Source organism: Arthrobacter arabinosi, from assembly GCF_054511115.1.
Genome location: NZ_JBTNDF010000002.1, coordinates 324,646 through 349,963 on the forward strand (window position 1 = coordinate 324,646; position 25,318 = coordinate 349,963).

Annotated in this window: 22 protein-coding genes; 10 read left to right on the forward strand and 12 right to left on the reverse strand. The window is 72.8% G+C overall.

What is annotated here, in order from left to right:
* The first annotated feature begins 67 nt into the window (after nucleotides 1–67).
* Nucleotides 68–1,903 (forward strand): AMP-dependent synthetase/ligase, encoded by a 1,836-nt coding sequence (locus ACX80P_RS05645; protein ID WP_459277506.1) that lies wholly within the window; start codon nucleotides 68–70, stop codon nucleotides 1,901–1,903.
* A gap of 3 nt (nucleotides 1,904–1,906) precedes the next feature.
* Here the strand turns inward: ACX80P_RS05645 and ACX80P_RS05650 are convergent, their stop codons facing one another.
* On the reverse strand, nucleotides 1,907–2,914 hold the full coding sequence (locus tag ACX80P_RS05650; protein WP_459277080.1) for a TIGR01906 family membrane protein: 1,008 nt from the start codon (nucleotides 2,912–2,914) through the stop codon (nucleotides 1,907–1,909).
* 105 nt (nucleotides 2,915–3,019) lie between these two features.
* A complete protein-coding gene (locus ACX80P_RS05655) occupies nucleotides 3,020–4,012 on the reverse strand; it encodes a stage II sporulation protein M (RefSeq protein ID WP_459277082.1) in 993 nt (330 codons plus the stop codon).
* A 115-nt stretch (nucleotides 4,013–4,127) separates the two neighbouring features.
* Between ACX80P_RS05655 and ACX80P_RS05660 the strand changes: the two genes are divergently transcribed.
* Nucleotides 4,128–4,928, forward strand: coding sequence for an RDD family protein (locus ACX80P_RS05660; protein WP_459277083.1), 801 nt, complete (start codon nucleotides 4,128–4,130; stop codon nucleotides 4,926–4,928).
* On the opposite strand, the gene ACX80P_RS05665 is transcribed toward ACX80P_RS05660, so the two are convergent.
* The 4 genes from ACX80P_RS05665 to ACX80P_RS05680 form a co-directional block, all read right to left on the reverse strand.
* Nucleotides 4,925–6,223 (reverse strand): L,D-transpeptidase, encoded by a 1,299-nt coding sequence (locus tag ACX80P_RS05665; protein WP_459277084.1) that lies wholly within the window; start codon nucleotides 6,221–6,223, stop codon nucleotides 4,925–4,927. The two genes, ACX80P_RS05660 and ACX80P_RS05665, sit on opposite strands and share 4 nt — an antisense overlap.
* A 150-nt stretch (nucleotides 6,224–6,373) precedes the next feature.
* Complete coding sequence (gene ahcY, locus ACX80P_RS05670) at nucleotides 6,374–7,873, reverse strand: adenosylhomocysteinase (protein WP_459277085.1); 1,500 nt, start codon at nucleotides 7,871–7,873, stop codon at nucleotides 6,374–6,376.
* 59 nt (nucleotides 7,874–7,932) lie between these two features.
* Nucleotides 7,933–8,124, reverse strand: a complete 192-nt coding sequence (locus ACX80P_RS05675; RefSeq protein WP_459277086.1) for a Trm112 family protein — start codon at nucleotides 8,122–8,124, stop codon at nucleotides 7,933–7,935.
* A 66-nt stretch (nucleotides 8,125–8,190) separates the two neighbouring features.
* Nucleotides 8,191–8,574, reverse strand: a complete 384-nt coding sequence (locus ACX80P_RS05680) for a DUF3499 domain-containing protein (RefSeq protein WP_459277087.1) — start codon at nucleotides 8,572–8,574, stop codon at nucleotides 8,191–8,193.
* 139 nt (nucleotides 8,575–8,713) lie between these two features.
* On the opposite strand from ACX80P_RS05680, the gene ACX80P_RS05685 reads away from it, so the two are divergent.
* Nucleotides 8,714–9,208, forward strand: a complete 495-nt coding sequence (locus ACX80P_RS05685) for a metallopeptidase family protein (RefSeq protein WP_459277088.1) — start codon at nucleotides 8,714–8,716, stop codon at nucleotides 9,206–9,208.
* Nucleotides 9,209–9,235: 27 nt separating this feature from the next.
* On the opposite strand, the gene ACX80P_RS05690 is transcribed toward ACX80P_RS05685, so the two are convergent.
* The 3 genes from ACX80P_RS05690 to ACX80P_RS05700 are packed head-to-tail and all read right to left on the reverse strand — an operon-like array spanning nucleotide 9,236 to nucleotide 14,972.
* A complete protein-coding gene (locus ACX80P_RS05690; RefSeq protein WP_459277089.1) occupies nucleotides 9,236–10,918 on the reverse strand; it encodes a DUF5719 family protein in 1,683 nt (560 codons plus the stop codon).
* Nucleotides 10,915–14,349: a glycosyltransferase gene (locus ACX80P_RS05695; protein ID WP_459277090.1), complete on the reverse strand. Its 3,435-nt coding sequence runs from the start codon at nucleotides 14,347–14,349 to the stop codon at nucleotides 10,915–10,917. Before ACX80P_RS05695 ends, ACX80P_RS05690 begins: the two co-directional genes overlap by 4 nt.
* A 29-nt stretch (nucleotides 14,350–14,378) precedes the next feature.
* On the reverse strand, nucleotides 14,379–14,972 hold the full coding sequence (locus ACX80P_RS05700) for a WhiB family transcriptional regulator (RefSeq protein WP_459277091.1): 594 nt from the start codon (nucleotides 14,970–14,972) through the stop codon (nucleotides 14,379–14,381).
* 257 nt (nucleotides 14,973–15,229) lie between these two features.
* On the opposite strand from ACX80P_RS05700, the gene ACX80P_RS05705 reads away from it, so the two are divergent.
* Nucleotides 15,230–15,979, forward strand: a complete 750-nt coding sequence (locus tag ACX80P_RS05705) for a TIGR03089 family protein (protein WP_459277092.1) — start codon at nucleotides 15,230–15,232, stop codon at nucleotides 15,977–15,979.
* Here ACX80P_RS05705 and ACX80P_RS05710 read toward each other — a convergent pair.
* Nucleotides 15,954–16,508: a GtrA family protein gene (locus ACX80P_RS05710; RefSeq protein WP_459277507.1), complete on the reverse strand. Its 555-nt coding sequence runs from the start codon at nucleotides 16,506–16,508 to the stop codon at nucleotides 15,954–15,956. The genes ACX80P_RS05705 and ACX80P_RS05710 overlap by 26 nt on opposite strands.
* Nucleotides 16,509–16,790: 282 nt before the next feature.
* Between ACX80P_RS05710 and ACX80P_RS05715 the strand changes: the two genes are divergently transcribed.
* Genes ACX80P_RS05715 through manA form a run of 4 tightly spaced genes read left to right on the forward strand, consistent with a single transcriptional unit; the run spans nucleotide 16,791 to nucleotide 21,559 of the window.
* On the forward strand, nucleotides 16,791–17,963 hold the full coding sequence (locus tag ACX80P_RS05715; protein ID WP_459277093.1) for a 5-(carboxyamino)imidazole ribonucleotide synthase: 1,173 nt from the start codon (nucleotides 16,791–16,793) through the stop codon (nucleotides 17,961–17,963).
* Nucleotides 17,960–18,508 (forward strand): 5-(carboxyamino)imidazole ribonucleotide mutase, encoded by a 549-nt coding sequence (gene purE, locus ACX80P_RS05720; protein WP_459277094.1) that lies wholly within the window; start codon nucleotides 17,960–17,962, stop codon nucleotides 18,506–18,508. The genes ACX80P_RS05715 and purE overlap by 4 nt, the downstream gene beginning before the upstream one ends.
* Entirely contained in the window at nucleotides 18,505–20,169 is a 1,665-nt protein-coding gene (locus ACX80P_RS05725; protein WP_459277095.1) for an LCP family protein, read from the forward strand. Before purE ends, ACX80P_RS05725 begins: the two co-directional genes overlap by 4 nt.
* Before the next feature lie 31 nt (nucleotides 20,170–20,200).
* The gene (manA, locus tag ACX80P_RS05730; RefSeq protein ID WP_459277096.1) at nucleotides 20,201–21,559 is read left to right on the forward strand and encodes a mannose-6-phosphate isomerase, class I; all 1,359 of its coding nucleotides are present in this window, start codon (nucleotides 20,201–20,203) and stop codon (nucleotides 21,557–21,559) included.
* A 10-nt stretch (nucleotides 21,560–21,569) separates the two neighbouring features.
* Here manA and ACX80P_RS05735 read toward each other — a convergent pair whose 3' ends face one another.
* Together ACX80P_RS05735 and glpX are read right to left on the reverse strand one after the other, a co-directional pair.
* The gene (locus tag ACX80P_RS05735) at nucleotides 21,570–22,625 is read right to left on the reverse strand and encodes a lipid II:glycine glycyltransferase FemX (protein ID WP_459277097.1); all 1,056 of its coding nucleotides are present in this window, start codon (nucleotides 22,623–22,625) and stop codon (nucleotides 21,570–21,572) included.
* Between the two features lie 81 nt (nucleotides 22,626–22,706).
* A complete protein-coding gene (glpX, locus tag ACX80P_RS05740) occupies nucleotides 22,707–23,759 on the reverse strand; it encodes a class II fructose-bisphosphatase (protein ID WP_459277098.1) in 1,053 nt (350 codons plus the stop codon).
* Between the two features lie 152 nt (nucleotides 23,760–23,911).
* On the opposite strand from glpX, the gene ACX80P_RS05745 reads away from it, so the two are divergent.
* Together ACX80P_RS05745 and ACX80P_RS05750 are read left to right on the forward strand one after the other, a co-directional pair.
* A complete protein-coding gene (locus ACX80P_RS05745; protein WP_459277099.1) occupies nucleotides 23,912–24,676 on the forward strand; it encodes a DUF4245 domain-containing protein in 765 nt (254 codons plus the stop codon).
* A 26-nt stretch (nucleotides 24,677–24,702) separates the two neighbouring features.
* Entirely contained in the window at nucleotides 24,703–25,317 is a 615-nt protein-coding gene (locus ACX80P_RS05750; protein ID WP_459277100.1) for a carbonic anhydrase, read from the forward strand.
* Nucleotide 25,318: the final 1 nt, after the last annotated feature.

Consider the following 25,318-nt stretch of genomic DNA (forward strand, 5'->3'; position numbering starts at 1 on the left):
CCCGGACCATCCGGGAGAACCGGTCACCGGCTCCCGCCGATCATCACTGGAACGAAAGCGAGCAATGGTGCGCGAAGCCATCACGGAACTCCTGGTCGACCTGCCGGCCGACAGCAACACCACGGACCTTCTGCTGCGCACGCACGCCGCCGATCCGGGGCGGGTGCTGTACGCGCTGCGGTCGGGGACGCAGTGGCGGGACGTGTCGGCGGCGGAATTCCTGGAGCAGGTGACCCGCCTGGCCAAGGGCCTGGTGGGGCGCGGCGTGCAGCCCGGCGACGCCGTCGCCGTGATGTCGCGGACGCGCTACGAGTGGACGCTCGCCGACGTCGCGATCTGGTTCGCCGGAGCCGTCACCGTGCCCGTCTACGAGACCTCCTCCACCCACCAGGTCGCGTGGATCCTCGAGGACGCCCAGCCCGCGGTCGTGTTCGTCGAGGACGAGCACGAGGCCGGCATCATCCGCGACGCCGCCGCCCGGGCGGGCCGGTCGGGGACGACCTCCGTGGTGCGGCTGAGCGCCGACGGGCCCGGCGGTACCGAGACCCTCGCGACGCTCGGCGAGGCCGGCGCCGCGGTGTCCGACGACGTCCTCGACGCCGCGCGGTCCTCGCGCGGGCTCGGCGACGCGGCGTCCATCGTCTACACCTCGGGCACCACGGGACGGCCGAAGGGCTGCGTCATCACGCACGGCAACTTCGCGCTGTTCGCCGTCAACACGCTGGAATTCCTGCCGGAGTTCCTGCAGCAGGAGAACGCCCGGACCCTCATGTTCCTGCCCCTGGCCCACGTGCTGGCGCGTGCCGTCCAGGTGGTGTGCTTCACCGGCGGCATCACGCTGGCGCACTCCGGCTCCGCCCAGCAGCTGCTCGAGGACCTGCAGACCTTCAGGCCGACGTTCCTGCTCGCCGTCCCCCGCATCTTCGAGAAGATCCACGCCACCGCGGGCCGGCGCGCGGCGGAGTCCGGCAGGGGACGCCTCTTCGCTGCCGGCGAGCGCACCGCCGTCGCCTACTCACGTGCGGTGGACGCCCGCGGCCGGGGCGGACGCGGGCCCTCGCCCGTCCTGCGGGCGTCGCATGCGGTGTTCGACAGGGTCCTGTACCCGCGGCTGCGGAAGGTCTTCGGGGGCGGGGTCACCTACACGGTGTCCGGCGCCAGCCCCCTGAGCGAGCACCTGACCCACTTCTACCGCGGCGCCGGGATCATGGTGCAGGAGGGCTACGGCCTCACCGAGAGCACCGCGCCGTGCACCGTGAACACGGTGGCCCTCACGCGGGTCGGGTCGGTCGGCATCCCCATGCCCGGCACCGGCGTCCGGCTCGACGACGACGGCGAGGTGCAGGTGAAGGGCGCCGGCGTCTTCGCCGGGTACCACCGCAACGACGCCGCGACGGCGGAGGCGTTCACCGGGGACGGCTGGTTCAGGACCGGCGACCTCGGCTCGCTCGACGACGACGGCTTCCTGACGATCACCGGGCGGAAGAAGGACCTGCTCGTGACCGCGGGCGGCAAGAACGTGGCGCCGGGCCCCCTCGAGGAGAAGCTCCGGGAGCACGCGCTCGTCGGCCAGGCCGTCGTCGTCGGCGAGGGCAGGCCGTTCATCGCGGCGCTCATCAGCCTGGACCGTGAGGCCCTGGAGCCCTGGACGGCCGCCCGGGGCAGGCCCGGGCTGACCGCGGAGCAGGCGGCCCTTGATGCCGGCGTCCTCGCCGAGCTGCAGTCCGCCGTCGACGCCGCGAACGCGACCGTCTCGCAGGCGGAGCAGATCCGTAGGTTCACGGTGCTCGACGTCGAGTTCAGTGTGGAGTCCGGGCATCTGACGCCCACCCTCAAGCTGAAGCGGGCCGCGGTCGTCGCCGACCATACGCGGGCGATGGACGATCTCTACGCCCGCCGGTAGCCGTCAGGAGGCGTCCAGCGCCTGTCGTGACCGGGCCTGCGCCGCGTCCTGGGCCATCATGGAGCGGTCGCGGCGGGCCTTCGTGGGCCAGGTGAGGACGAGCGTGAGGATCGTCGCCGCGAGCACCAGGCCGGCGACCGTCACGGCGGAGTCCGTCCAGAACTGCTCGGGGAACAGCCGGATGAGGGTGTCGTCCACGCGGAACGTCCAGGTGCCGTCGGCGAAGAACAGGGCGTGGACCTGCGTGAAGAAGGTCTGCCACGCGAGGACCGCCAGCACCGTCAGGACGACGATACCGACCAGCGTGAGCACCGCGCCCGAGAACAGCGCGCGCCGGATCCCGCCCTTGTAGTGCCGGGCGAGGTAGATGCAGGCGAGGACCGCGAGGACGAAGAGGACGAGGGCGAGGGCGAAGGACAGCCCGAGGACGCCCTTCACATCCGCCATGTGGCCCACCTCCGTCTCGAGGAACAGCGGTTCGCCCTCGGGTGTCACCAGCCCCCCCAGGTAGCGCGGGGGCGCGAAGTTCAGCACGTAGTCGAGCGCGTAGGAGCCGTAGGTCATGCGGTCGTCGAGGGAGAAGCCGAACGGATCGGCGGGGAACCCGGGCCGGTGGTACTCGAACCACAGGAACGACGACGTGGCGACGACCCGGACGGCGGCCGCGACCACGACGACGGGGAAGACGAGGGCGACGGCGACCTGCAGGAACCGGGCGAGGGCCGGTTTCGCGGCGGCCGCCTGGTCCCGGGCCGCAGCCCGGCGGGCGGCTTCGCTGTCCGGGGGGCGGACGGAGAGGGACGCGGTGTCCGTGGACGGTTCGGGCCCCGCATGAGGTCCGCTCCCCGGGCCGGAGACGGCGGTGGCACCGGCAGCGGGCTCCTCGGGCGCGTCCCTCCCGGCACCGGCAGCATCGGGGATCCCCGGCTCCGTCCCGACCGCGGCGGCGCTGTCCGGGTCCGCGGGGGACGCACCGGAAGCGCTCGGACGGGTGCTGTCGGTCTCTGCCACTGCGCTGTCTCCTTGGTCGGTCCGCCGGCGCTTCCACCGGCGACTCCCGACCTTACCGGGCCTTGCCGCGTCCGCCCGGGAGGCTCCCCGCATGCCCGCCGCGGATCAGGCGGTCGCGACGGCGTCCCCCCGGTCGACGGCCTCGAGGTCGCCCCGGTGCCCGGCGGCGACGGCGCGCCGCCCGAGGATCAGCGTGTACGCCCAGTAGGCGGCGAAGACCAGGAATCCGAGGGTGAGGCGCAGCCACGGAGGCAGGCCGCTCGGCGTCACGAACCCCTCGACGAGTCCCGAGACGAGGAGCACCAGCACCAGCCCGAGCGCGACCGTGATCAGCGCGCGGCCCTCCTCCGCGAGGGCCGCGGCGCGTGACCGGCGTCCCGGGGCCACCCACGCCCAGAAGATGCGCAGCCCCGCGGCGGTGGCGACGAAGATGGCGGTCAGTTCCATGAAGCCGTGCGGCAGGATGTAGACGAAGAAGACGTCGAGCCGGTCGTAGGACGCCATCATCCCGGCGGCCATTCCGACACCCTGCGCGTTCTGGTACAGGACGAACGCCGGCCAGATGCCGGTGACGCCGAACGCGACGGCCTGCAGCGCGATCCACGCGTTGTTCGTCCAGACCAGGCCCGCGAAGGACGCCGCGGGGTTCTCCGAGTAGTAGCCCACGAAGTCCTGCTCCACGTAGCGCCGGAGCTCCTCGTCCGTCCCGAGCGCCTGGATCACGCCCGGGGTGCCGACCACCCACAGGGCGTAGAGCCAGGCCACCGCGATGAAGAGCGCCCCGACCGCCGCCGTGAGCCACCGGATGCGGTAGAACGCGGCGGGCAGGGAGATCACGAAGAACTGGGCGACGTCCTCCACGGTGTTGGACCTCGCCCCGGTGAACCGGGTCCGGGCGCGGGAGAGCCGGGTGGACAGCGCCCCGGACAGCGCGCTCTCGGGGTCCACGGACCGGATGATGGACAGGTGCGTCGAGACGCGCTGGTAGAGCACCAGCAGTTCGTCCGATCCCGCACCGTCGAGCCGGCGCCGCCCGACGAGCTCGTCCAGCCGCTGCCAGTCGCTGCGGTGCACCGCGATGAAGGCGTCCACGTCCATGGTCCAACCCTATAGTTCCGGCACGGCCGCGGGGCATGAGCGGCACGACGGCGCTACGCTGCAGGGAGGAGCACGGGGCCACCAGACCCGTGACCGACGGGTCAGGGGGACATACGTGAGTTCGGTCGTCACCGGCGAGGCCGTGGTCCTCGAACTGAAGCCGGCCGGGTTCGCCGCCCGCGGCCTGAGCGTCATCATCGACATCATCGCCCAGGCGGTCCTCGCGTTCCTCCTGCTGCTGCTGATCGGGAACGTCTTCGGCGGGGTCTTCGACGAAGCGTTCACCACGGCCCTCGTCCTCGTCGTCGTCGTGCTGCTCCTGCTCGTCCTGCCGGTGACGGTGGAGACCGTGACCCGCGGGAAGTCGCTGGGCCGGCTCGTCATGGGCCTGCGGATCGTGCGCGACGACGGCGGGGCGATCCGCTTCCGCCACGCCTTCATCCGCGGCATGCTGGCGATCCTCGAGATCTACCTGCTCGGCGGGTCGCTCGCGTTCATCGTCTCCCTGTTCAACGAGCGCTCCAAGCGCCTCGGGGACCTGCTGGCCGGGACCTACGCCATGCGGGAGCGGGTCGTCGCCGGGCCCCGTACCGTCGTCGTCATGCCCGAGCGCCTGAAGCCCTGGGCGGCGACGGCGGACATCGGCCGCCTCCCCGACCCCCTGGCCCGCAGGATGTCCCAGTTCCTGGCGCAGGCTCCTCGCCTCACGGCGTCAGCCCGCGCCACGCTCTCCCACGACCTGGCGGGCGAGGCGAGCCACCACGTGTTCCCCGCGCCACCGGCGGACACCCACCCGGAGGAGTTCCTGCACGCGGTCGTCGCCGCGCGGAGGGACCGCGACCACGCCGCGATGATGCGCCAGCGCGAGCGCACGGAGTCGACGGCGAGACGGCTCCACACCCTGCCGTTCGGCTAGGGCTGGCCGACCCACTCGTCCCAGGGCACGTTCCAGTCGCCGAAGCCGTCCCACACGTACATGGGGCCGTAGTCGGTGCCCAGGATCTGCACCACGTCCCCCGGCCCGAAGGTGTTGTAGAAGTACTCGGCGCCCTCGGGCGACATCCCGACGCACCCGTGGGAGACGTTGACGTTGCCGAGGGCCACCTGGGCGGCGGGCAGTGCCTCGTGCACGAACGCGCCGCCGTTGCTCAGCCGGCTCGCGTGGTTCACGACCGTCGGCGGGTAGTAGGCAGGATCGCCGGGTTCGAGGCCGATCGACTCGGCCGTGAAGCGGGTGCTCCTGTAGTGCTCCATCACCACCATGTAGCCCTCGGTGGAGGGCCACTCCTCCGTACCGAGGGTGACCGGGAAGGTGCGGTCGAGCTTCCCGTCGAGGTACACCTTCATGGTCTTCGTCGCATTGTCGACGACGGCGAGACGGGTGTTGTGCGTCTTCACCGTGCTGGTCGTGTCCCCGTTGCCGATCATGCCGTTGCCGAAGTCGACGCCGAACAGCCTGGACTCGATGGTGATCGTGCTGTTGGGGGCCCAGAACGTCTCGGGCCGGTAGCGGGCCGTGGTGTCCGAAACCCAGTAGAAGGCGCCGGGCTGCCCGCTGGTACTCGTCACGGTGATGGCCTTCTCCACGGCGTCGCGGTCGATCACCGGCTCGCTGAAGGTGAACTCGAGCGGCTGGCCGGTGCCGACGGTCGCACCGTCCCGCGGGAACACCGCGACGTCGGCCTCGTTCGCGGGTTCCACGGTCAGGAAGGTGGACGTGCCGCGCTGCGTCCGCCCGGCGGAGTCGCGGACGGTATAGGCGAACTCGTACTCGGTGTCGAAGGCGAGCCGATCGGTCGCGGTCCAGGTCGTGCCGTCGTCGGACAGCGTGCCGGCCACGGGTGTGCCGCCCGCGCGCGGGGCGAGGTCGACGGCGTCGAGCGTGGCCCCGGTGACCGTCACGGCGGCGGCGGTGGCGGGGTTGACCGCGAACGCCCGGTCCGTGGGGGTGAGTCCCACGGTGTACGTGCCGGCCGGCGCGTCGGGTACCGCGGGGGCCGGGGTGGCGGGCGCCGGGGACGCGGGGGCCGGGGACGCGGGTACCGCGGGGGCCGGGGACGCGGCGGACGACGGGCGGGGATCGTTCCAGGGTGACGCCGCCGCGATGCCCACGCCACCGCCGACGGCGACGACCGCCGCGACGCCGATGGCCGCGGTCTTCCAGCCCTGACGGCCCGCTGCGGCCCTGCCCGATCCCTGCCTGCTGCCCATGCGCCCAGCCCTTCGACGTTGCTGCTCCCAGCGACTGTACGTGACGCGACGCAGCCCGCGGCGCAGGCCGGCGGTGGTGTCCCTCACGCCGACGTCCGCCGCCCCGCCCTGCGCGGGGGCGGCGGCCGTCGGGCCGGGGCGGACCGGGTCCTAGTAGCGGTACTGCTCCGACTTGTACGGACCGGCGACGTCGATGTCGAGGTACTCGGCCTGACCCTTGGTCAGCTCCGTGAGTTCGACGCCGAGCGCATCCAGGTGCAGGCGGGCGACCTTCTCGTCGAGGACCTTCGGGAGGACGTACACCTCGTTCTCGTACTCGCGGTTTCCCTCGGCGTCGTCCTGCCCGAACTTCGTGTACAGCTCGATCTGGGCGATCGTCTGGTTGGCGAAGGAGTTGCTCATGACGAACGAGGGGTGGCCCGTGGCGTTGCCGAGGTTCAGCAGGCGACCCTCGGACAGCATGATGATCGAGTGCTGCTCCACGCCGGCTCCCTCGTCGGCCGGGATGACCCACTCGTGGACCTGCGGCTTGATCTCGATCTTCTCGACGCCGGGGATGCGTGCGAGGCCCGCGATGTCGATCTCGTTGTCGAAGTGCCCGATGTTGCCCACGATGGCCTGGTGCTTCATGCCGGCCATGTGGCGCGCCATGACGACGTCCTTGTTGCCGGTGGTCGTGATGAAGATGTCACCCTGCGCGAGCACGGACTCGAGCTTCGCCACCTGGTAGCCGTCCATCGCGGCCTGCAGTGCGCAGATCGGGTCGATCTCGGTGACGATCACGCGGGCACCCTGGCCGCGCAGGGCCTCGGCCGCACCCTTGCCGACGTCGCCGTACCCGCACACCACGGCCACCTTGCCGCCGATCAGCACGTCCGTGGCCCGGTTCAGGCCGTCGGGCAGCGAGTGGCGGATGCCGTACTTGTTGTCGAACTTGGACTTGGTGACGGAGTCGTTGACGTTGATCGCGGGGAAGAGGAGCTTGCCCTGCGCGGCCAGCTGGTAGAGGCGGTGCACGCCCGTGGTGGTCTCCTCGGTGACGCCCCGGATGCCCGCGGCGATCGCGGTCCACTTCTGCGGCTCGGACCCGATGGTGGAGCGGAGGGTGTCGAGGAACACGGTGTACTCGTGCGAGTAGTCGGCGTCGCCCTCCTGCGGGTTCGCGGGCACCGCCCCGAGCGCCTCGAACTCGGCACCCTTGTGCACCAGCATGGTGGCGTCCCCGCCGTCGTCGAGGATCATGTTCGGGCCGAGGCCCTCGGCCTGGCCCGGCCACGTGAGGATCTGCGTGGCGGTCCACCAGTAGTCCTCGAGGGTCTCGTTCTTCCACGCGAACACGGGCACCCCGGCGGGCTCCTCGACGGTGCCGGTGCCGACGACGACGGCCGCGGCGGCCTCGTCCTGGGTGGAGAAGATGTTGCAGGACGCCCAGCGCACCTCGGCGCCGAGGAACGTCAGCGTCTCGATGAGGACGGCGGTCTGCACCGTCATGTGCAGGGACCCGGCGATGCGCGCTCCCGCCAGGGGCTGTGCGTCGGCGTATTCGCGGCGCAGGGCCATGAGCCCGGGCATCTCGTGCTCGGCCAGGCGGATCTGGTGGCGGCCCGCCTCGGCGAGTGAGAGGTCGGCAACTTTGTAGTCGAAGGTCATGGTGTCCTGGTCCTTGGCATGTCGGGGGTGCTGGGCGACGGGCGGTGCGGGCGTCCGGGTCAGGCGCGCACGCCGCCGTCGGGGAGTTCGCGGCGGAGGAGCACGGGGATGCCCTCGTCGAGGAGGTAGGTCAGGGGCCGGCCGTCGGGACCCGCGGTGGAGGACCTGAGGACGCCGCCGTCCTGCACGAGCTTCGACCCGGTGACGGGGCAGCGGAGGACGTCGAGCAGTCTGGATGGAAGGTTCGCCACGGGGGAACCCTTTCGCTCGGGATGGATGGGATTCTGCGCCCCAGTCTACCGCGGGCGCCCGGTCCGTCAGGGGTCGCGCAGGATCCTCAGGTGGCCGCGCCGGGGGCCGCCGACACCGACCGGCGGTTCCATGGGTGCCTTGGCCCCGCGGGGACCGACGGGCGGCGCCTCCTCGGGCTCCGCCGCGGCTTCCCGCACGGCGTCGGCCAGGGCCAGGAGGTCGTCGGAACTGTGCTCCGGCGCGGCATCGGGGAGCGTCAGGCGGACCACCTCCCACCCGCGGGGCACCGTGAGGCGTTCGGCGTGGACCGCGCAGAGGTCGTAGGTGTGGGGCTCGGCGTAGGTCGCGAGGGGGCCGAGGACCGCCGTCGAATCAGCGTAGACATAGGTCAGCGTGGCCATCGCCCGCCGGGAGCAGGCTGATCTCGAGCATTGACGGAGTGATCCCACGATCCGCAAGCCTACCGGGGATCGGCCGGGGGGACCGCCGTGACGCGCCCCGCGCACCGTGGCGCGGCGTGGGCGCTCCCCGCGCCGGTGCCCGGCACGGGGAGTGCGTACGGGGCGGTCGAAGGCTTAGAGTCGTTCCATGCAGGATGCTCCTACCCTTTCGGTGAACCTGATCGATCCGGCGGCCGCGGAAGAGCGTCCGGCGCGGTCGTTCTACGAGCGCCGACGCAACCGTCGCGGGCGCGGTATGCGCGGCGCGCTGCTCCCCCAGTACCTGCCCGGTTCGCGGTCGCGGTCCGAACAGTTCGACGACTGGGTGATGGAGTCCGCGCAGCGCCTCGAACGCCTGTGGGGCGAGCGCATCCAGGACGTGCAGATCGTGGTGCAGGAGATCCCGGACGGCCTCGAGGACATGACACCCGAGATGCTGCGCGGCCTCCTCGGGTCCTGCTCCCCCGCGTCGCCGAACCGGCCGGCCGTCATCACCATCTACCGGCATCCCGTGCTCATGGCGGCGCGCGACGTCCTGTCGGTCAACGAACTGGTGCACGACGTCGTGGTGGAGCAGACTGCCGAACTCATGGGCCTGGCCCCCGAGGCCGTCGATCCCGCCTACGGCCGCTCGCAGGCCTGACCCGGCTGCCCGGACGCCGGGGCCCCGCTAGTACCCGATCTCCACGGGGATGCTCTGCGGAGCCGCGGCACCGGCAGGCACGCCCGCCACGGAGATCCCGCTCCTGTCCGCCGGCAGCGTCATGACCTGCGCGCCGTACACCGCGTCCCCGGTCGCATCGAGGACGACCCCGACCGGCGCGCGGCCGAGGGACGGCGACGGCACCGTGACCGACGTGCCGCCCGCGATGCCGATCACGAGGGGGTCGCCGAGCGCGCCGTCGGCCAGGACGGGCGTCAGGGTGATCTCTCCCCTGCCACCGGGCGCGCCCAGGACCAGAGCGGTGTCGGCGCCCTCCGCCAGGGCCAGGGCGTGGCCGCTGCCCAGGCGGACCGCCGCGGGTGCGCCGGCGAGATCCACCGGCTTGCCGTCGTCCACCCCGCGGGTCACCCGGGCTGCCGCGACCACCGACACGTCGGAGGTGACGGCGACGGTGTAGTTCCCCTCCGGGAGGGTGTCGAGGGGGACGCTGGTGACGGATCCGGCCGGCGCCGTCACGACTCCCCCGCCGGGCAGGTCCACGGCGCCGTCCGGCCCGAACACCCGGACGTCGAGCACCGCGTCGCTCGCGCCGGGCACGAGGACCTGCAGCGCGGGCGACGCGGTGGCGTACCCGTCCTGCTCGCGGATGCGCCGCGCCGTCGCGGCGTCCTGCACGACGACACCGGGCACCACCTGGGTCAGGCCCGCCGGGGCGCCGGGCGAGAGCAGCTCGACGCCCCCGGGGGTCAGGCCCCGCAGGACGCTCTGCTGGATGACGCCCGTGACGCGGCCGCCGTCGCTGCGCACGCGGACGGCCACGTGCTCCTGGTTGCCCGCGAGGGCGGCCAGCACGAGCCGGAGGGTCTCGCCCGGGGCCACCACCCGGCCGCGCGTCCCTGCTGCCTCGATCGGGCCGTCGGACCCGTACAGCTCGAGGGACACGGCGGCGGGCGTCCCGGTGGGGTTGGTCAGGGTGAGGATGGCGGTCTGCCCCACGGTGGTCGCGGCGCCCAGGAGCCAGAAGTCGCTCGACGGCACCTGGCAGCCCGTGGCCGCGAGCCCGCGGAGGTCGCCGTCCGCGGCGGTGTAGGTGGCGGTCGCTGCGGCTACGGGGGTGAGCCCGCCCTGCGGCTGGGCGCGGAGGACGGACGGGGCGTCCACGGCGACGCCCCGGGTGACGCCCGCGACCCGGTTCGTCAGCCCGTCCTCGCCGCTGCTGGCGGGACGCTCCGATGCCGGGGAGGACGGGGGCGCGAAGTCCCGGATCAGCGCCAGCGGCTTCGTCCCGCCGACGGGGAGCAACCCGCTCCCCGTCACGGTGGCGCTCAGGTCGCTCAGGACCATCCCGGACACGGTGGTCCTCGCGCCGGCCGATGCGGGGCTGAACTCGGGATCGGCGCCGTCCCCGGCGGACTCGATCAGCCGCGGCGGCGCGGGGCAGACCGCGGTGTAGTCGCCGGCGGGCACGGCCGCGGCCGGCACCTCCGCGACGGGGGTCGCCGGCAGGGCGGAGGTCACGCTGCCGGAGGCGATCACGCCGGTCACCGCGAGGAGGACGACGCCGGTCGCAGCGCCCACGACCGCGCGAAGGCCCGTGGGCCGGCCGCCGACCGCCCTGTCCCGGGCCACGGCGCGTGCCGCGACCGCCGCGTCCGGGTCCGTCCGGTCGGTCGTCCGTCCGCGTCTCATCTCGACCCGCTTCCACTCGTCACCGGCTGCGGACGCGCGTCGCCGCCCATCGCGTCGCCACGGCTCACGTCGTCGGTCCGGTCGTCCTGCGGGCCGGAGGCGGCGCTGCCGGCGGGCGATGGCGGGGAGACCTGCCGGGGCGGGCGCCCGCTCCCCGGCCGGATCGCGGCGGGCCGGACCGGGATCGGGAGGGCGAGGAGCATCGTCAGCCCGAGGACGAGGGCCTGGAGCGCTTCGGACCAGGGCTGGTAGGCGCTGGTGTAGGAGAGTTCCACCGTGCCGCCCGCGGCGGGCAGGGCGAAGGACTGCTGCCAGCCGTCGGCCACGGGCTCGAGTCTCCGGCCGTCGAGGCTGGCCTGCCACCCGGGATCCGGCTCCTCCGCCAGGACGAGCCGCCGGCCCTCGGCGCCGGCGGGGACCGGCCCTCCGGCACGCAGGTCCGACGACGCCACGAGGGCCCCGGTCCGGCCGTCGGCGTCGACGACACGCACCCGGGCGGTGGGATCGCCGGTGTCCTCGGTGCCGCCGTCGGGCGTTCCCGCGGCGACGCGCCAGAGGCGCCCACCCGTCGTGTCGCCGACCGCGGTGAGGCCGGGCACGGAATCGATGCGGCGGCTGAGGAAGTCCCCGGCGGCGTCGGACTGGCGGAGGACGACGAAGCCGACGCCGAGGTCCCGCAGGTCGCCGCGCGGGTCGGCACCGGTGGCGCCGACGATCACGGCCACGCTCGTGCGCAGGAGGCGCACGGACCCGCCCTCCTCCCCGACGGTCACCGAGCCGATCCCCTGCAGGGCGCGGGCGGCGTAGAGGGGATTGAGTGCGTCGAGGGTCGTCCCGGCGCCGCGCGTGAGGGCGGCCTCGACGTGGTCGTCGTCGTCGACCGTGATGACGAGCGTCCGCGTGCGGTCGGGGCCCGTGCCGTGGTCCGCGGCCGTGGCGGGCAGCGGGCGCTCGGCGACCGGCTCCAGGCCGATCTCCGTGCCGAAGCCCGCGCTCCCCGATCGAGCGGCGGGCACCTCCTCGGCGGGGCTGCCGGGAAGGACCAGCGGAGCGGCGGAGGGAGGGTCGGCCAGTTCGGGGGCGAGCCACAGGCCGAGGCTGAGCAGCGGGCCGACGGCGAGTACCACGCCCGCGGCGACCCGGAGGACCTGCCGCCCGGCGCGGGCCGGCACCGCGGGGGCCGCGGTATCCGGGCGGCCCGGCAGCCCCGACAGGGCGGCGGCGAGCAGGAACAGGGTTGCAGCCGAGACGAGGGGGCCGGGGAAGACCGGGACGAGGGCCGGACCGTCCGTCGCGACGGGCAGCAGCGGGGCCAGCGCGCCCAGCGCGAGCGCGAGGATCGCGAGCAACCAGAACGAGCGCGCCCTGGTGCCGCGGGCGGTCCGCCGGAAGAGCGCGACGGCGGCCAGGGCGATCACGGGGCCGCCGATGACGAGTGCCGCGACGAGCGACCAGGGGCCGGGACCGAGGAGCCCGCCGGCGTCGGGAGCGAGCAGCGGATCGAACCGCACCGGGAACCCGAGGAGCTGCTGCCAGGGCGCGGCCGGGTCGAAGGCGAGCGGGACGCCGGGATCACCGAGGATCCCGCGCGGGTCCGGTACGGCGGAGAGGGCGTAGGGCAGGTACAGCGCGAGGACGGGCAGCAGCGTCCACCAGAGTGTGCGCGCCCGCTTCCCGCCGACGACGAGCGCGACGGCGAGGCCCACGACCGCGAGGGCGCCGACGGACGGCGCCGACGCCGCGACGGCGGCGAGGACGAGCCCGGCGGCGGCGCCGGCGGTCCAGCTGCGTGCCCCGCCGCTTCCCGGTGTCACGAGGCCCTCCGGCGGCGTGCGGGACGTCACCGCGCCCCCGACCGCCCGGACGATTCCCAGCAGCACCAGGGGAAGGAGGATGTGGGCGAGCAGCGCCCCGAGACGGCCCTGGCCGAGCGCGACCTGCAGCGCGGGCGCCGCACCCCAGAAGACCGCGGCCCAGAGGCGCAGTCCCCGGGACCGCGTGAGCGCGCCGGCGGCGAACCACGCCGTGAGACCGGCCAGGGGCAGCGCGCAGACCACCGTGACGACGACGGCCGTGTTCGCCGAGCCGAGGCCCAGCAGGGAGAGGAGCCACAGGACGAACGCGAACGGCGCGCCATGGGCGGGAAAACCCGTTCCCAGTGCGGCCCACCACGTGGTCGCGCCTGCCCAGATGGCGCCGGGCGTCGCGGCGACCGGCAGCAGCGCCCCGCCCGCGAGGGCCGGGGCCCCGAGGAGGCGGTGGAGGCCCAGGACCGCGGCGGCGAGCAGCACCCCGACGGCGAGCACGGCGCCGGAGCCGATCCAGAGCCTCGCCGGGGTGGCGAGGGCGGCGAAGTCGTCGTTGCTGTCCCCGGCGGGGATGAACTCCTCCGCCTGCTGCGGGGCGTCCTGCCCGGCGACGGCGCCGCGCGCGGTGAAGGCGTCGATGACCGACCGGCGGTGGGACCACACGTCGCGGCGGGACGTGACGAGCGGGCTGACGATGGAGCGTGGGCGGCGTCGGCTCCGGGCCGCGCAGCGGCGCGACCGCCAGAGGGAGAACGGCCGGCAGGCGCCGGCGAGGCTGCCGAGCAGCTGGCCCGCACCGTGGGCCGGGTCCTTCGCCAGGAGGCCGAGGAGCAGCCGGCCGATCCCTCCGAGGACGGCGCCGACGGCGAGGAAGGGCACCGACAGGGCGGCCGCGTGCTTGAGCCGGAGGTACACCTCCGCCGCCCGCGCGCCGTGCGGCGTCGACACGGGGTGCGGCCGGGACCGCGCGTGGCGCAGGACGGCTCCCGGCACCACCACCACGCGGTGTCCGGCGAGGCGGTTCCGCCAGCACAGGTCGACGTCGTCGCCCACGCCGTGGAGGGCCGGGTCGAAACCGCCGAGGGTGTCCCACACGTCCCGGCGTACCAGCATGCCCGCGGAGTTGACGGCGAAGACGTCGCTCCGGGCGTCGTACTGGCCCTGGTCGTGCTCGTCCACATCGATCAGCGTGAGGCGCTCCGCCCACCGGCTGATGGACAGTCCGACGTCCACGAGTTCCCGCCGATCGTCCCACGCGACCTGCTTCGCGCCGGCGACGGTGACGGAGGGAGCACGCTCGACGGCGAGGAGCAGTTCGGCGAGGGCCGCGGGCTCGGGGGCGGAGTCGTCGTGGAGGAGCCACAGCCAGTCGTGGCCGCCGCCTTCCCCGGACCCCCGGTACGGGGGTATCTCGGCAAGGGCGGCCCGCACGGCGGCACCGAACCCGGCGCGGGCGGGGGCACCCACCACGGCGCTGCCGGCCGGCAGCCGCTGCCGGAGGATCGACGCCGAATCGTCCGTCGACCCGGCGTCGACGCCGACGCACAGATCGGCCGGGCGTATCTGGCCTCCCAGGGCCTCCAGGGTTGCCGGGAGGTACTCGGCACCGTTGTGGGATACCACGACGGCGGTGATGCGGAGGTGCTGCTGAATCAGACTGCTCGCTTCCGCAGCCTGCGGCGCTCCCGCTCGGAGAGCCCGCCCCAGATGCCGAAGCGCTCGTCGTTCTCCAGCGCGTACTCGAGGCACTCGGACTTCACGATGCAGGAGCCGCACACCTTCTTGGCGTCGCGGGTGGAGCCGCCCTTCTCCGGGAAGAAGGCCTCGGGGTCGGTCTGGGCGCACAGGGCATCCGCCTGCCAGGACAGTTCGCCGTCGTCGTCGACGCCATTGCCCGGAGCCGGCGACTGCCCGATCCAGCTGGGTGGGACCGCGGGCGCCGACTGCGGCCGGGGGTCCTCCTGCACGCCGGGCAGGGACGGGGAGAACTCGGGGGCGAAGCCGGGAAGGACGCGGAGGCTGCTGGGTCCGCCGACGTCGGGGAGCCCGGCGAGGCCCTCGCGGGCGGTGAGGAAGGCAGTAGCCTGATCCTCGAGCGTGGAACGCGTGCTCTCCCGGTACCGCTCGACTGCCGCCGGATCGGCGGGGTCGAGGAACCAGTCCGCGGGAACCCCCCGTGAGCCGTAGCGGGCCGAAGCCTGCGCTGCGATGTCTGGACGTTCCTGAATGCGTTCTGCCTGCCCCATGCTCAGCCTTCCCGGTGTCGCCGTTCCAGCATCAGCAGGGGTCGACCCTCGCGCCCCGGCTGCTGGAACAGATCCGTTGCCCTAATTACATGGGTGTAAGTCCTATTCGTCAAGCGGCCGGAGGGATCTTATAGAGTCGGAGCCTCACAAGCACGAGTGCCACGCCGACCGGACTACCTGACTTTGTCGGCGCGTCGGCAAGTAGTCATCCACCGCGTCGGCGTGAGACCCGACCCCCGAGCCGGAAGAGGCCCATCATGCCACAGACACCCGAAGAGCTCCTGGCGAGGATGAGGGCCGTCAGCCCCACGTCCCCCCGCCTCGTCTGGCACGGCAGGGAAGGGCGGATCGAGCTGTCGGGGCGCGTCTTCGACAACTGGGTCGCGAAGAGCTCGAACCTCCTCGTCGACGAGCTCGACGCGACCGGTGGGACGACCGTCGCCGTCGACCTCCCGGTCCACTGGAAGACCCTCGCCCTCGTGTTCGCCTGCTGGCAGGTGGGGGCCGTCGTCATCCTTGACGACGACGACGACGTCCGGCCGGGCGGCGCGCACGCCGACGCCGACATCCTGCTGTCCTCGCGGGCCGACGCCGCGGCCGATCCGCCGCGGCTGCTGGCCTGCGTGGCCCTCGGCTCGCTGGCGCTCCGCTGGGACGGGCCGCTGCCCCGGGGGGCGCTCGATTTCGCGGCGGAGGTGCGCTCCCACGGCGACGTCTTCCTCGGCGGGGCCCACGGGCCCGGGGCGCAGTCCGCTCCCCTGGTCCGGGTTCAGGGGCGGACGCTGACGGCTGCGGACGTCGCCGGGTCCATCCCCGACGGCGCTGCCGGTGCCGCCCAGCCGCCCACCCTGCTCCTGGAACCCGGTGTGGACCTGCTCCGGGCACTGGCTGCGGCGCTGGCCGTGTGGGAACGGGACGGGGCGCTCGTCCTCGTGGAGGAGGGAGTACCGATCACCGACGGGATGCTCGGCGGAGAGAAGGTCACTGACCGGCTGGGTACTGCCTGACCGGCTCGGCCCCGGCGGTCCGTGCCACGTGGGGGACCGCGCCCGCCTTCGCCCCGTGCGGGTGGACGAGTTCCTGGTCGTGGCTGAACGCCGGGTCCTCGTCGAGTTCGACGTTGAACACCCAGAACCGGTAGGCGACGAAGCGGACGAGGGTGGCGAGCACCGTGCCGAAGATCCCGACCAGGAACAGCGGGCTCGGTTCCACGACGTCGAACATGTACTTCGCGACCCACACGCAGCCGGCGGCGATGCCCATGCCGATCACGTTGATGAACACGAACATGAGGAGTTCGCGGGCCGGGTTGGGCTGGCGGCGGCGACGGAAGGTCCAGTACCGGTTGGCGACCCACGCGAACATCGTGGCGATGCCGGCCGAGACGAAGCGCGCCTTGACCTCGCTGCCGCTCATGGGGCCGTGGATCAGGTACCAGTAGAGGCCGTTGTCGATGACGAAGGCCACACCGCCCACCGCCCCGAATTTGGCCACTTCGCGCCAGAAGATCGAGGCGAGGCCCCTGATCCGGTCCATGAGTCTTGCCACTGTCAACCTCCGCAGTCTGGTTCGATCGCCGGCGCCGCCGGGCATGCTCCCGGCGGACCTGCAGGACAAACCGCGACGGGGCCGGCCAGAGCAAGCAACCCAGGCTGACCTTTGCATGGCGCGTTCCGCCCCATTTTACGGGTTCTGATCCGCGGTCGGGCCCCGAACACCTGACGGCCACCTGACAGCTTCCCGTGAAACGGTCGCCCATCCGCCCGATGCTGCACGGCCGGTGGCCGGGCCGGGCGGCGCCGTGGGTACCCTGTAGTGGTGACTTTTCCCGTGATAGGCGTCGTCGGCGGCGGCCAGCTCGCCCGCATGATGGCCGGTCCCGCCGTCGAACTCGGCCTCGAACTCCGCGTCCTGGCGGAAGGACCCGACGTGTCCGCGGTGGCGGCCGTCGCGCATTCGCAGGTCGGCGACTACCGAGACCGCGACACGCTGCGCGCCTTCGCCGCGGGCGTCGACGTCCTCACGTTCGACCACGAGCACGTGCCCGGTGAGCTCCTCGCCGAACTGGCGGAGGACGGCGTCCGCGTCCACCCCTCGCCCGCGGCACTCCGCCACGCCCAGGACAAACTGGTGATGCGGCGGGCCGTGGACGAGCTGGGCCTGCCCAACCCGTCATGGCGCGCGGTGACGGGCCCGTCCGACGTCGCATCCTTCGCGGCGTCCATCGGCTGGCCGGTGGTCCTCAAGACGCCGCGCGGCGGCTACGACGGCAAGGGCGTCCTCGTGCTGCGCGATGCCGGGGCCCTCGCGTCCGCCCGCGACTGGTTCACGGGCGGCGAGCTGCTCGTGGAGCAGTTCGTCCCGTTCAGCCGTGAACTGTCGGTCCTCGTGGCCCGGCGGCCCTCCGGCGAGACCGTCGCGTGGCCGGTGGTCGAGTCGATCCAGGTGGACAGCGTGTGCGACGAGGTGATCGCCCCCGCTCCCGACCTGCCGGAGGAGGTCGCCCGCGCCGTCACCGCGGCCGCACTGCATCTCGCGGAACGCCTCGACGTCACCGGCGTCATGGCGGTCGAGCTCTTCGAGACCCCGGGCACCGGAGCGGGCTACTTCATCAACGAGCTCGCCATGCGCCCGCACAACTCGGGCCACTGGACCATGGACGGCGCCGTGACCGGCCAGTTCGAGCAGCACCTGCGCGCCGTACTCGACCTCCCCCTCGGGTCGACGGCCCCGGTCGCCCGGCACACCGTCATGAAGAACGTCCTCGGCGGCACGAACACCGACCTCTACACCGCCTACCCCTCGGCCCTGTCCTCAGGACCGTCCGCTAAAGTGCACTTCTACGGCAAGGGCGTCCGCCCCGGCCGGAAGATCGGCCACGTGAACGCGCCGGCAGCCCCGGGGGAACCACTGGCCGACGTCCGCGCCAGGGCCACGAGGGTGGCCGCGATCCTCCGCGACGGCACGGGGACGCCCCCCATCCAGGAATGACCGAAGGGAATGCAGTGACGAACGCCCAGGTAGGCCTCGTGATGGGTTCGGACTCCGACTGGCCCGTCATGGAGGCCGCAGCGGCTGCACTGGCCGAATTCGCCATCCCCTTCGAGGCCGACGTCGTGTCCGCGCACCGCATGCCCGCGGCCATGATCGAGTACGGCAGGACGGCCCACGAACGCGGGCTGCGGGTCATCATCGCCGGGGCCGGCGGCGCCGCGCACCTCCCGGGGATGCTCGCCTCCGTGACGCCGCTGCCCGTGATCGGCGTGCCCGTCCCGCTGCGCTACCTCGACGGCATGGACTCGCTCCTGTCGATCGTGCAGATGCCCGCGGGCGTCCCCGTGGCGACCGTGTCCATCGGCGGCGCCCGCAACGCAGGGCTGCTCGCCGTCCGGATGCTCGCCGCCGGCACGGACGAGCAGGCGGCCACCCTGCGCCGGCAGCTCGTCGAGTTCGCGGGCGCGCTCCGTCAGACCGCGGAGGAGAAGGGCAGCGCCCTCCGGTCCCGCATCGCGGCGTCGACGGCGGACGGCGCATGATCACGGCTTCCCGCGTCGACGGCTCAGGATCCCACGCGACCGGCACCTCCACCGATCCGGTACGGTACCCGGAGTCCGCACCACCCGCGGTCCGCACCAAGCGGGCCCTCCTCCTGCTCGCCATGACGCTCGTCCTGCCCGGCTCCGCGCAGGTGGTCGCCGGGGACCGGCGCCTCGGGCGCAGGGCGCTGCGCACCACGTTCGCCTGCTGGGGGCTCCTGCTCCTCGGCATCCTCCTGGCCCTGACGAACCGCACCGCCGTCGTCGGCATCGTCACCCACCGCTGGTGGTCGCTGCTGCTGATCGCGGTGCTCCTCGCCGTCGCCGTCGCCTGGGCGCTGCTCTTCCTCAACACCCTCCGCCTCATCCGCATGCCCCTGCTCGATCGCGGAGCGCGGCCCCTCGTGGCGGGCACCCTGGCGGTGCTCATGGTGCTCACCAGCGGGTCCCTCGCCTACGGCGCCTACCTCCTGGGCGTGGGCCGGTCGACGGTCGGCTCCATCTTCCAGTCCGGGCCCGCCTTCGACCCCGTGGACGGCCGGTACAACTTCCTCCTCATGGGCGGCGACGCCGGGGAGGACCGCACGGGCCGCCGGCCGGACAGCATCTCGGTGATCAGCGTCGACGCCGAGACGGGCGCCACGGTCACGTTCAGCATCCCGCGCAACCTCCAGAACGCCCCGTTCGCCGAGGATTCCCCCCTCTGGGAGGTCTACCCGGACGGTTACAACTGCGGGGACCCGTGCATCATCAACAGCCTGTACACGGACGTGGCGCAGAACTACACGGACCTGTACCCCGATGCCCAGGACCCGGGCGCCGAGGCGATGATGGATGCCGCGAGCGGCGTGCTCGGGATCGAGGTGCAGTCCTACGTCCTCGTCGACATGAACGGTTTCGAACAGCTGGTCAATGCCATGGGGGGCATCCGGATCGACGCCGGCGGCTGGGTCCCGATCACGTCGGCGGAGATCCCCGGCACCGACCCGATCCGCCACTACCCGCCGGACGGCTGGATCAGGCCGGGCGTGCAGACCCTCGACGGCTACCACGCCCTCTGGTACGCCAGGAGTCGCGAGTTCGTGACGGACTACCACCGCATCTCCCGCCAGCAGTGCGTCCAGCAGGCCATGATCGCGCAGCTGGACCCGGCCACCCTCCTGACGCGGTTCCAGTCGATCGCCGCGGCCGGCACGCAGATCGTCGAGACGGACATCCCGCAGGACCAGCTCGCCGGCTTCGTGGACCTCGGGCTCAAGGCCCAGGGCCAGGAGACCCGCCGCCTGACCATCGGTCCCCCGGACTTCGGCACGCCGGCGGAGAACTTCGTCACCTACCCCGACTTCGACCTCGTCCACACCCGGGTGCAGCAGATGCTCGCGGACGGTGCTGCCGATCCGGCTGCCGCCGGTCTGCTGCCGCTGGAACGTGCGGGCGTCGTCGCGCAGGTCCCCTCGCAGACCTATGACGACGGGACGACCGACGGGACCCTCGAAGACGGCACGACCGACGGGACCCTCGAGGACGGCGCGACCGACGGGACCACCGACGGGACCACCGGCGTGATCACCGAGGAGTACCTGCAGGAACTCGCCACGATCGGCGACGACCTCACCCTCAGCGACCTGCTGGCCGACAACGGCGAGTGCTCCCCCGCCTGACCACCGCCCACCAGCCGAAGGACCGAAGACGATGTACCTCCTCGACAATCCGCTCCGCCCGTACGCCTGGGGGTCCGAGCGTGCGATCGCCGACCTGCTGGGCCGGGAACCGTCGGGTGGGCCGGAGGCGGAACTGTGGGTCGGCGCACACCCCGACTCCCCCTCCGAGGTGGTCTTCGCGGACGGGACCCGGAGCACCCTCGACGAGCTCATCGGGAAGGACCCTGCATCGCTGCTCGGCGACGAGGTGGCCGCGCGCTTCGACGGCAGACTGCCGTTCCTCCTGAAGGTGCTGGCAGCGGGATCGGCGCTGTCCCTGCAGGTCCATCCGAGCCTGGAGCAGGCCGCGGCGGGCTACGACGCCGAGGAGGCCGACGGCGTCCCCCGCGACGCCCCGCACCGCAACTACCGGGACCGGAACCACAAGCCGGAGATGCTCTACGCCCTCAGCCCGTTCGAGGCCCTCTGCGGCTTCCGGCCCCTGGCCGACGCCGCGCGCACCCTCGGGGTCCTCGCGGCCGCCGTCGACCCCGGCTCGACGACCCGCAGCCTCCTCGACGACGCCTCCTCCCACCTCGCCGCAGGCGGCGGGGCGGGGCTGCGCCGGGCGTTCACGCTGCTGCTCGAGGCCCCACCGGAGACGGTCGACGGCGTGGTGGCCGCCGCTCGCGGGCTCGCATCCGCCGACGCGACGGCTTCCGACGACGCGCCCGCCCGGGACCTCGGCACCCTGGCCGAGCTGTCGGCTCAGTACCCGGGCGATCCCGGGGTCCTCGTCGCCCTGCTGCTCAACCGGGTCTCGCTCCGCCCCGGCGAGGCGCTCCACCTGCCGGCCGGGAACATCCATGCCTACCTGGGCGGACTGGGGATCGAGGTCATGGCCTCCTCGGACAACGTGCTGCGCGGCGGCCTGACGCGGAAGCACGTGGACACCGGGGAGCTGCTCTCCACCGTGGTCTTCGAACCCCTCGCGCCGCCCTCGCTCGTACCCGAGTACACGCTGCTCGACCAGGAGCTGTACCGTCCGCCGTTCGACGAGTTCCAGCTGCAGCGGATCGATCTCGCGGATCCGGCGGCCGGCCCTGCGGGTGCACCGGCCGACGCCGCCGGCGACGGCCGCGAGGACGGCCCCCTGACCGACGGCGGGAGCCTCACCCCCGCCCACGTCCCGGTGGTGCAGAACGGGCCCGTCGTCGTCCTGGCCGTCAGCGGCCCGATCCTGCTGGACACGCCCAACGCCACGCTTCTCGTCCCGCGCGGCGGCGCCGCCTTCGTGGCGGCCGGCGAAGCACCCCTCGTGGTCCGTCCGGCCGCGGACGGGCACGGGGCGACGGACGGTCCGGTGCTGGCCTTCGCCGTCACCGTGGGCGGCGGGACGACCACGTTCTAGCCGTACGTGGTCAGGAGGCGCTGCCCGTGCGGGTGCGCCGCGCCTGCCGGACCGCTCCGACGATCCGTCCCGCCTGGCGGCGCGCCAGCTGGGCTCCGCGCTTCGCGACGGGCAGGGCGCGGCTGAACAGCGGGTAGAGGGGCGAGAGCGGGTAGTCCCACGTGCCGGCGAGCTGGTCCTCGTGTTTCGCCCAGCCCATCTTGAAGCGGGAGACGCCGTCGTTGAGGAGGCCGTTGAAGTCGTAGCGGTGCACCCCCCGCGCCTTCATCTCGGAGATGGCGAACCACTTGAGCGCGTAGTTCGCGCGGAGCCGCTCGCCCTCGTCGGTCATCCCGCCGTAGAGCTCGAAGGACGTGGTGTCGGTGGTGGAGAGCCAGAGGAAGGCGACGACGTCGTCCCCCTGGAAGGCGGCGTAGACCGGGGAGGCGTCGCCGAGGTTGTCGAAGATGTCCAGGTAGTAGGAGTCCTCGTGGATGCCGAAGCCGGCGCGCTCGGCGGTCAGCCGGTACACGTCGAGGCAGGCCGCGATCTCGCTGCGGACCACGCGGCGGAGGTCCAGGCCCTCCCGGCCGGACTTGCGGATGTACTGGCGGTGCTTCTTCGTCATGTCGGCCAGCAGGTCCTCCTCCGTGCGCCGGAGGTCCAGGATGAGGGTCCGGCCGATGAGGATGGTGTTCGTGCTCGCCCTCCAGCCCGCCGCGGGCAGGCCGCGGACGGCGTCGCTCTCCGCGTCCCAGTCGGGTTCGATCGACAGCGCGACCGACGGGTGTGCTGCGCGGACGTACCCGGCGAGGGCCGCCAGGGCCTCGGCCTCGCGCCCCGGCAGGACCTGCGGGCCGCGGGGGATGTAGGCGAGGTTCCGGAGCGGGAACGGCAGCGGCCGGCACAGCACCTGCGCGGCGGCGACGACGGCGCCGCCCTCGCGGACGATCACGCGGTCCGCGCTCCAGCCGTGCGCGGCCTTCGTCTCACCCCAGCCCCACAGCTGCTGGGGGTGGCCTCCCAGCTCGTTGACGGTGGTGTCCCAGAGGGCACGATCGAGGCAGGGCGACACGGAAAGGCTCATCCGACCAGCCTATAGGGACGCACCGCCCTCCCCGTCGCCGGCGGCAGGACGGGGAGGGCCGGCGAGCCGGCGCGGGTCCGGTCAGTCGTTGATGCGGGCGTAGGTCTCCCACTTGTGGGCCTGGTGCTCGCCGTCGACCACGCGGATGGTCCCGGACTTCGAACGCATGACGATCGACTGCGTGAGGACCTTGTCCTTGCTGTACCGCACGCCGCGCAGCAGGTCGCCGTCGGTGATGCCCGTGGCGGCGAAGTAGCAGTTGTCGCTCGTCACGAGGTCGTTGGTGGACAGGACGCGGTCGAGGTCGTGCCCGGCGTCCAGCGCCTTCTGCTTCTCCTCGTCGCTCGTCGGCCACAGCCGGCCCTGGATGACGCCGCCGAGGGACTTGATGGCGCAGGCCGCGACGATCCCCTCCGGGGTGCCGCCGATGCCCATCAGGGCGTCGACGTCGGTCCCCTCGCGTGCGGCGGCGATGGCCCCTGCGACGTCGCCGTCCATGATGAACTTGGTGCGCGCGCCGGCGGCGCGGATCTCCTCGACGAGCGGCTTGTGGCGGTCGCGGTCCAGGATCATGACGTTGAGCTGGCTGACCTTCTTGTTGTTGGCCTTCGCGATGAGATGCAGGTTCTGCTTGACGGGCAGCCGCAGGTCCACCATGTCGGCAGCCTCCGGTCCGGTCACGAGCTTCTCCATGTAGAAGACCGCCGACGGGTCGAACATCGAGCCCCGCTCCGCGACCGCGAGCACGGCGAGCGCGTTGTTGATGCCGAGGGCGGTCAGGCGGGTGCCGTCGATCGGGTCGACGGCGACGTCGCACTCGGGTCCGCTGCCGTCACCCACGCGTTCGCCGTTGAACAGCATGGGGGCCTCGTCCTTCTCGCCCTCGCCGATCACCACGATCCCGTTGAAGTGCACGGTCTGCAGGAGCGAGCGCATGGCGTCCACCGCGGCGCCGTCGGCCAGGTTCTTGTCACCGAACCCGACCCAGTGGCCGCCGGCGATGGCCGCGGCCTCCGTGACGCGGACGAGTTCGAGGGCTAGGTTCCGGTCCGGTTCCTTGTCCCCGACGGCCAGGGCCGGCGACAGGGTGGAGTACTGGGCGTTCTGGGCGTTCTGTGCCACGGTTTTCCTCATCGTCGAAGGTCATCGGTCAGTACGCGGGCGTACCTGTTCGGTGCTGTCATCATAGGCGCGCCGGCAGCGCCGCGCCCGGTGAGGCGCAGATGTGTACCGGCGCGGGGCCCGGCCGGTTAGGCGCCGTGGCCGGTATCAGCGAAAATGGAGGGGTGAGCGATCAAGGTGACGAGCGGGCGACCCCCGGGACACGAGCAGGCTCCGGGGACGGCCGGGACGTGACGGTGCACCCCGGGGGGCAGCCGGCAGTGCGACCGCCCGGGCAACCCGTCGGGCACACCCGGCCCGAGGCGGACCCGGACGACGACGCGCCGCCCATCACGCTCACCCCGAACCAGGCCAGGCGCGCCAGTTCCACGGCCCGCGGCATGCTGATCGCCACCGGCGCGACCATCGCCGTCGTCCTCCCCGTCTACTTCCTGAATCCCACCTACACCGCGGAGACCTACAAGCGCGACGTCGACGTCGAGACCGTCGCACGCCAGGCCGCGGGCGACGCCGGCTACCTCCCGGCGTCCCCTGTCGTGCCGGAGGACTGGTCCTCCAACTACGCGCGCTGGGTCACCGGGCGCAGCGACGCCGTCGACTTCTGGGAGGTGGGCTTCCTCACCGCGGACACCGGCTTCATCCAGCTCACCCAGACCGACGACGCCAACCCCACCTGGACGGCCCAGCGGGTCGGCGACGCCCAGGTCTCGGGGACGCGCACCATCGGCGGGCTCGAGTGGGAGCTCCTCGACGCGGCGAACGGGGACACCGTGCTGAGGTCCGAGGTGGACGGCTCCACGGTCATCCTCAACGGGGAGGCGTCGCTCACCGAGTTCGACACCATCGGCGCGGCCGTGATCGAGGACGTCCGGCAGAACGCCGTCGAGGAGGCCGAACGCCTGTCATCTTCGGACACGGACGGCTCGTGACGGGCGAAGACCGTACAGTGGGCGCCGTGACCCAGCAACTGACCCCCGCCGCCGCCTGGCTCCGACTCCAGGAGGGCAACGCGCGATTCGTGGCCTCCGACGTGTCGCATCCCAACCAGGACGCCTCCCGCCGCACCGCCCTCGTGAACGACCAGAACCCGTTCGCCGTCATCTTCGGCTGCTCGGACTCGCGCCTCGCCGCGGAGATCATCTTCGACCTCGGCCTCGGTGACGTCTTCGTGGTCCGGACGGCCGGGCAGGTGATCGACGACGCCGTCCTCGGCTCGCTCGAATACAGCGTGAGCGTGCTCGGCGTCCCCCTGATCGTGATCCTCGGCCACGACAGCTGCGGCGCCGTCACCGCGACCATGAACGCCATCGAGACCGGCGACATGCCCTCGGGCTTCCTCCGTGACCTCGTCGAACGGATCACGCCGTCCGTCCTGACGGCTCGGCGCAACGGCGTCACCGACGTCAACACGACCGTCATCGAACACACGAAGCAGACCGCGCAGCGTCTCGTGGACAGTTCCCGCGTCATCTCGGCCGCCGTCGAGGACGGGTCGGTCGCCGTCATCGGCGTCTCCTACCGCCTCGACGAGGGCAAGGCCGTGCTCGTGTCAGGATTTGGCGCACTGTAGA

Bases quoted from the DNA above. Each gene is read 5' to 3' on its own strand.
- ACX80P_RS05710 (WP_459277507.1), bottom strand. From the start codon at position 16,508: ATGGACCGGATCAGGGGCCTCGCCTCGATCTTCTGGCGCGAAGTGGCC.
- ACX80P_RS05725 (WP_459277095.1), top strand. From the start codon at position 18,505: ATGATCACGGCTTCCCGCGTCGACGGCTCAGGATCCCACGCGACCGGC.
- purE (WP_459277094.1), top strand. From the start codon at position 17,960: ATGACCGAAGGGAATGCAGTGACGAACGCCCAGGTAGGCCTCGTGATG.
- ACX80P_RS05665 (WP_459277084.1), bottom strand. From the start codon at position 6,223: ATGGGCAGCAGGCAGGGATCGGGCAGGGCCGCAGCGGGCCGTCAGGGC.
- ACX80P_RS05685 (WP_459277088.1), top strand. From the start codon at position 8,714: ATGCAGGATGCTCCTACCCTTTCGGTGAACCTGATCGATCCGGCGGCC.
- manA (WP_459277096.1), top strand. From the start codon at position 20,201: ATGTACCTCCTCGACAATCCGCTCCGCCCGTACGCCTGGGGGTCCGAG.
- ACX80P_RS05700 (WP_459277091.1), bottom strand. From the start codon at position 14,972: ATGGGGCAGGCAGAACGCATTCAGGAACGTCCAGACATCGCAGCGCAG.
- ACX80P_RS05735 (WP_459277097.1), bottom strand. From the start codon at position 22,625: ATGAGCCTTTCCGTGTCGCCCTGCCTCGATCGTGCCCTCTGGGACACC.
- glpX (WP_459277098.1), bottom strand. From the start codon at position 23,759: ATGAGGAAAACCGTGGCACAGAACGCCCAGAACGCCCAGTACTCCACC.
- ACX80P_RS05655 (WP_459277082.1), bottom strand. From the start codon at position 4,012: ATGGACGTGGACGCCTTCATCGCGGTGCACCGCAGCGACTGGCAGCGG.
- ACX80P_RS05705 (WP_459277092.1), top strand. From the start codon at position 15,230: ATGCCACAGACACCCGAAGAGCTCCTGGCGAGGATGAGGGCCGTCAGC.
- ACX80P_RS05690 (WP_459277089.1), bottom strand. From the start codon at position 10,918: ATGAGACGCGGACGGACGACCGACCGGACGGACCCGGACGCGGCGGTC.
- ahcY (WP_459277085.1), bottom strand. From the start codon at position 7,873: ATGACCTTCGACTACAAAGTTGCCGACCTCTCACTCGCCGAGGCGGGC.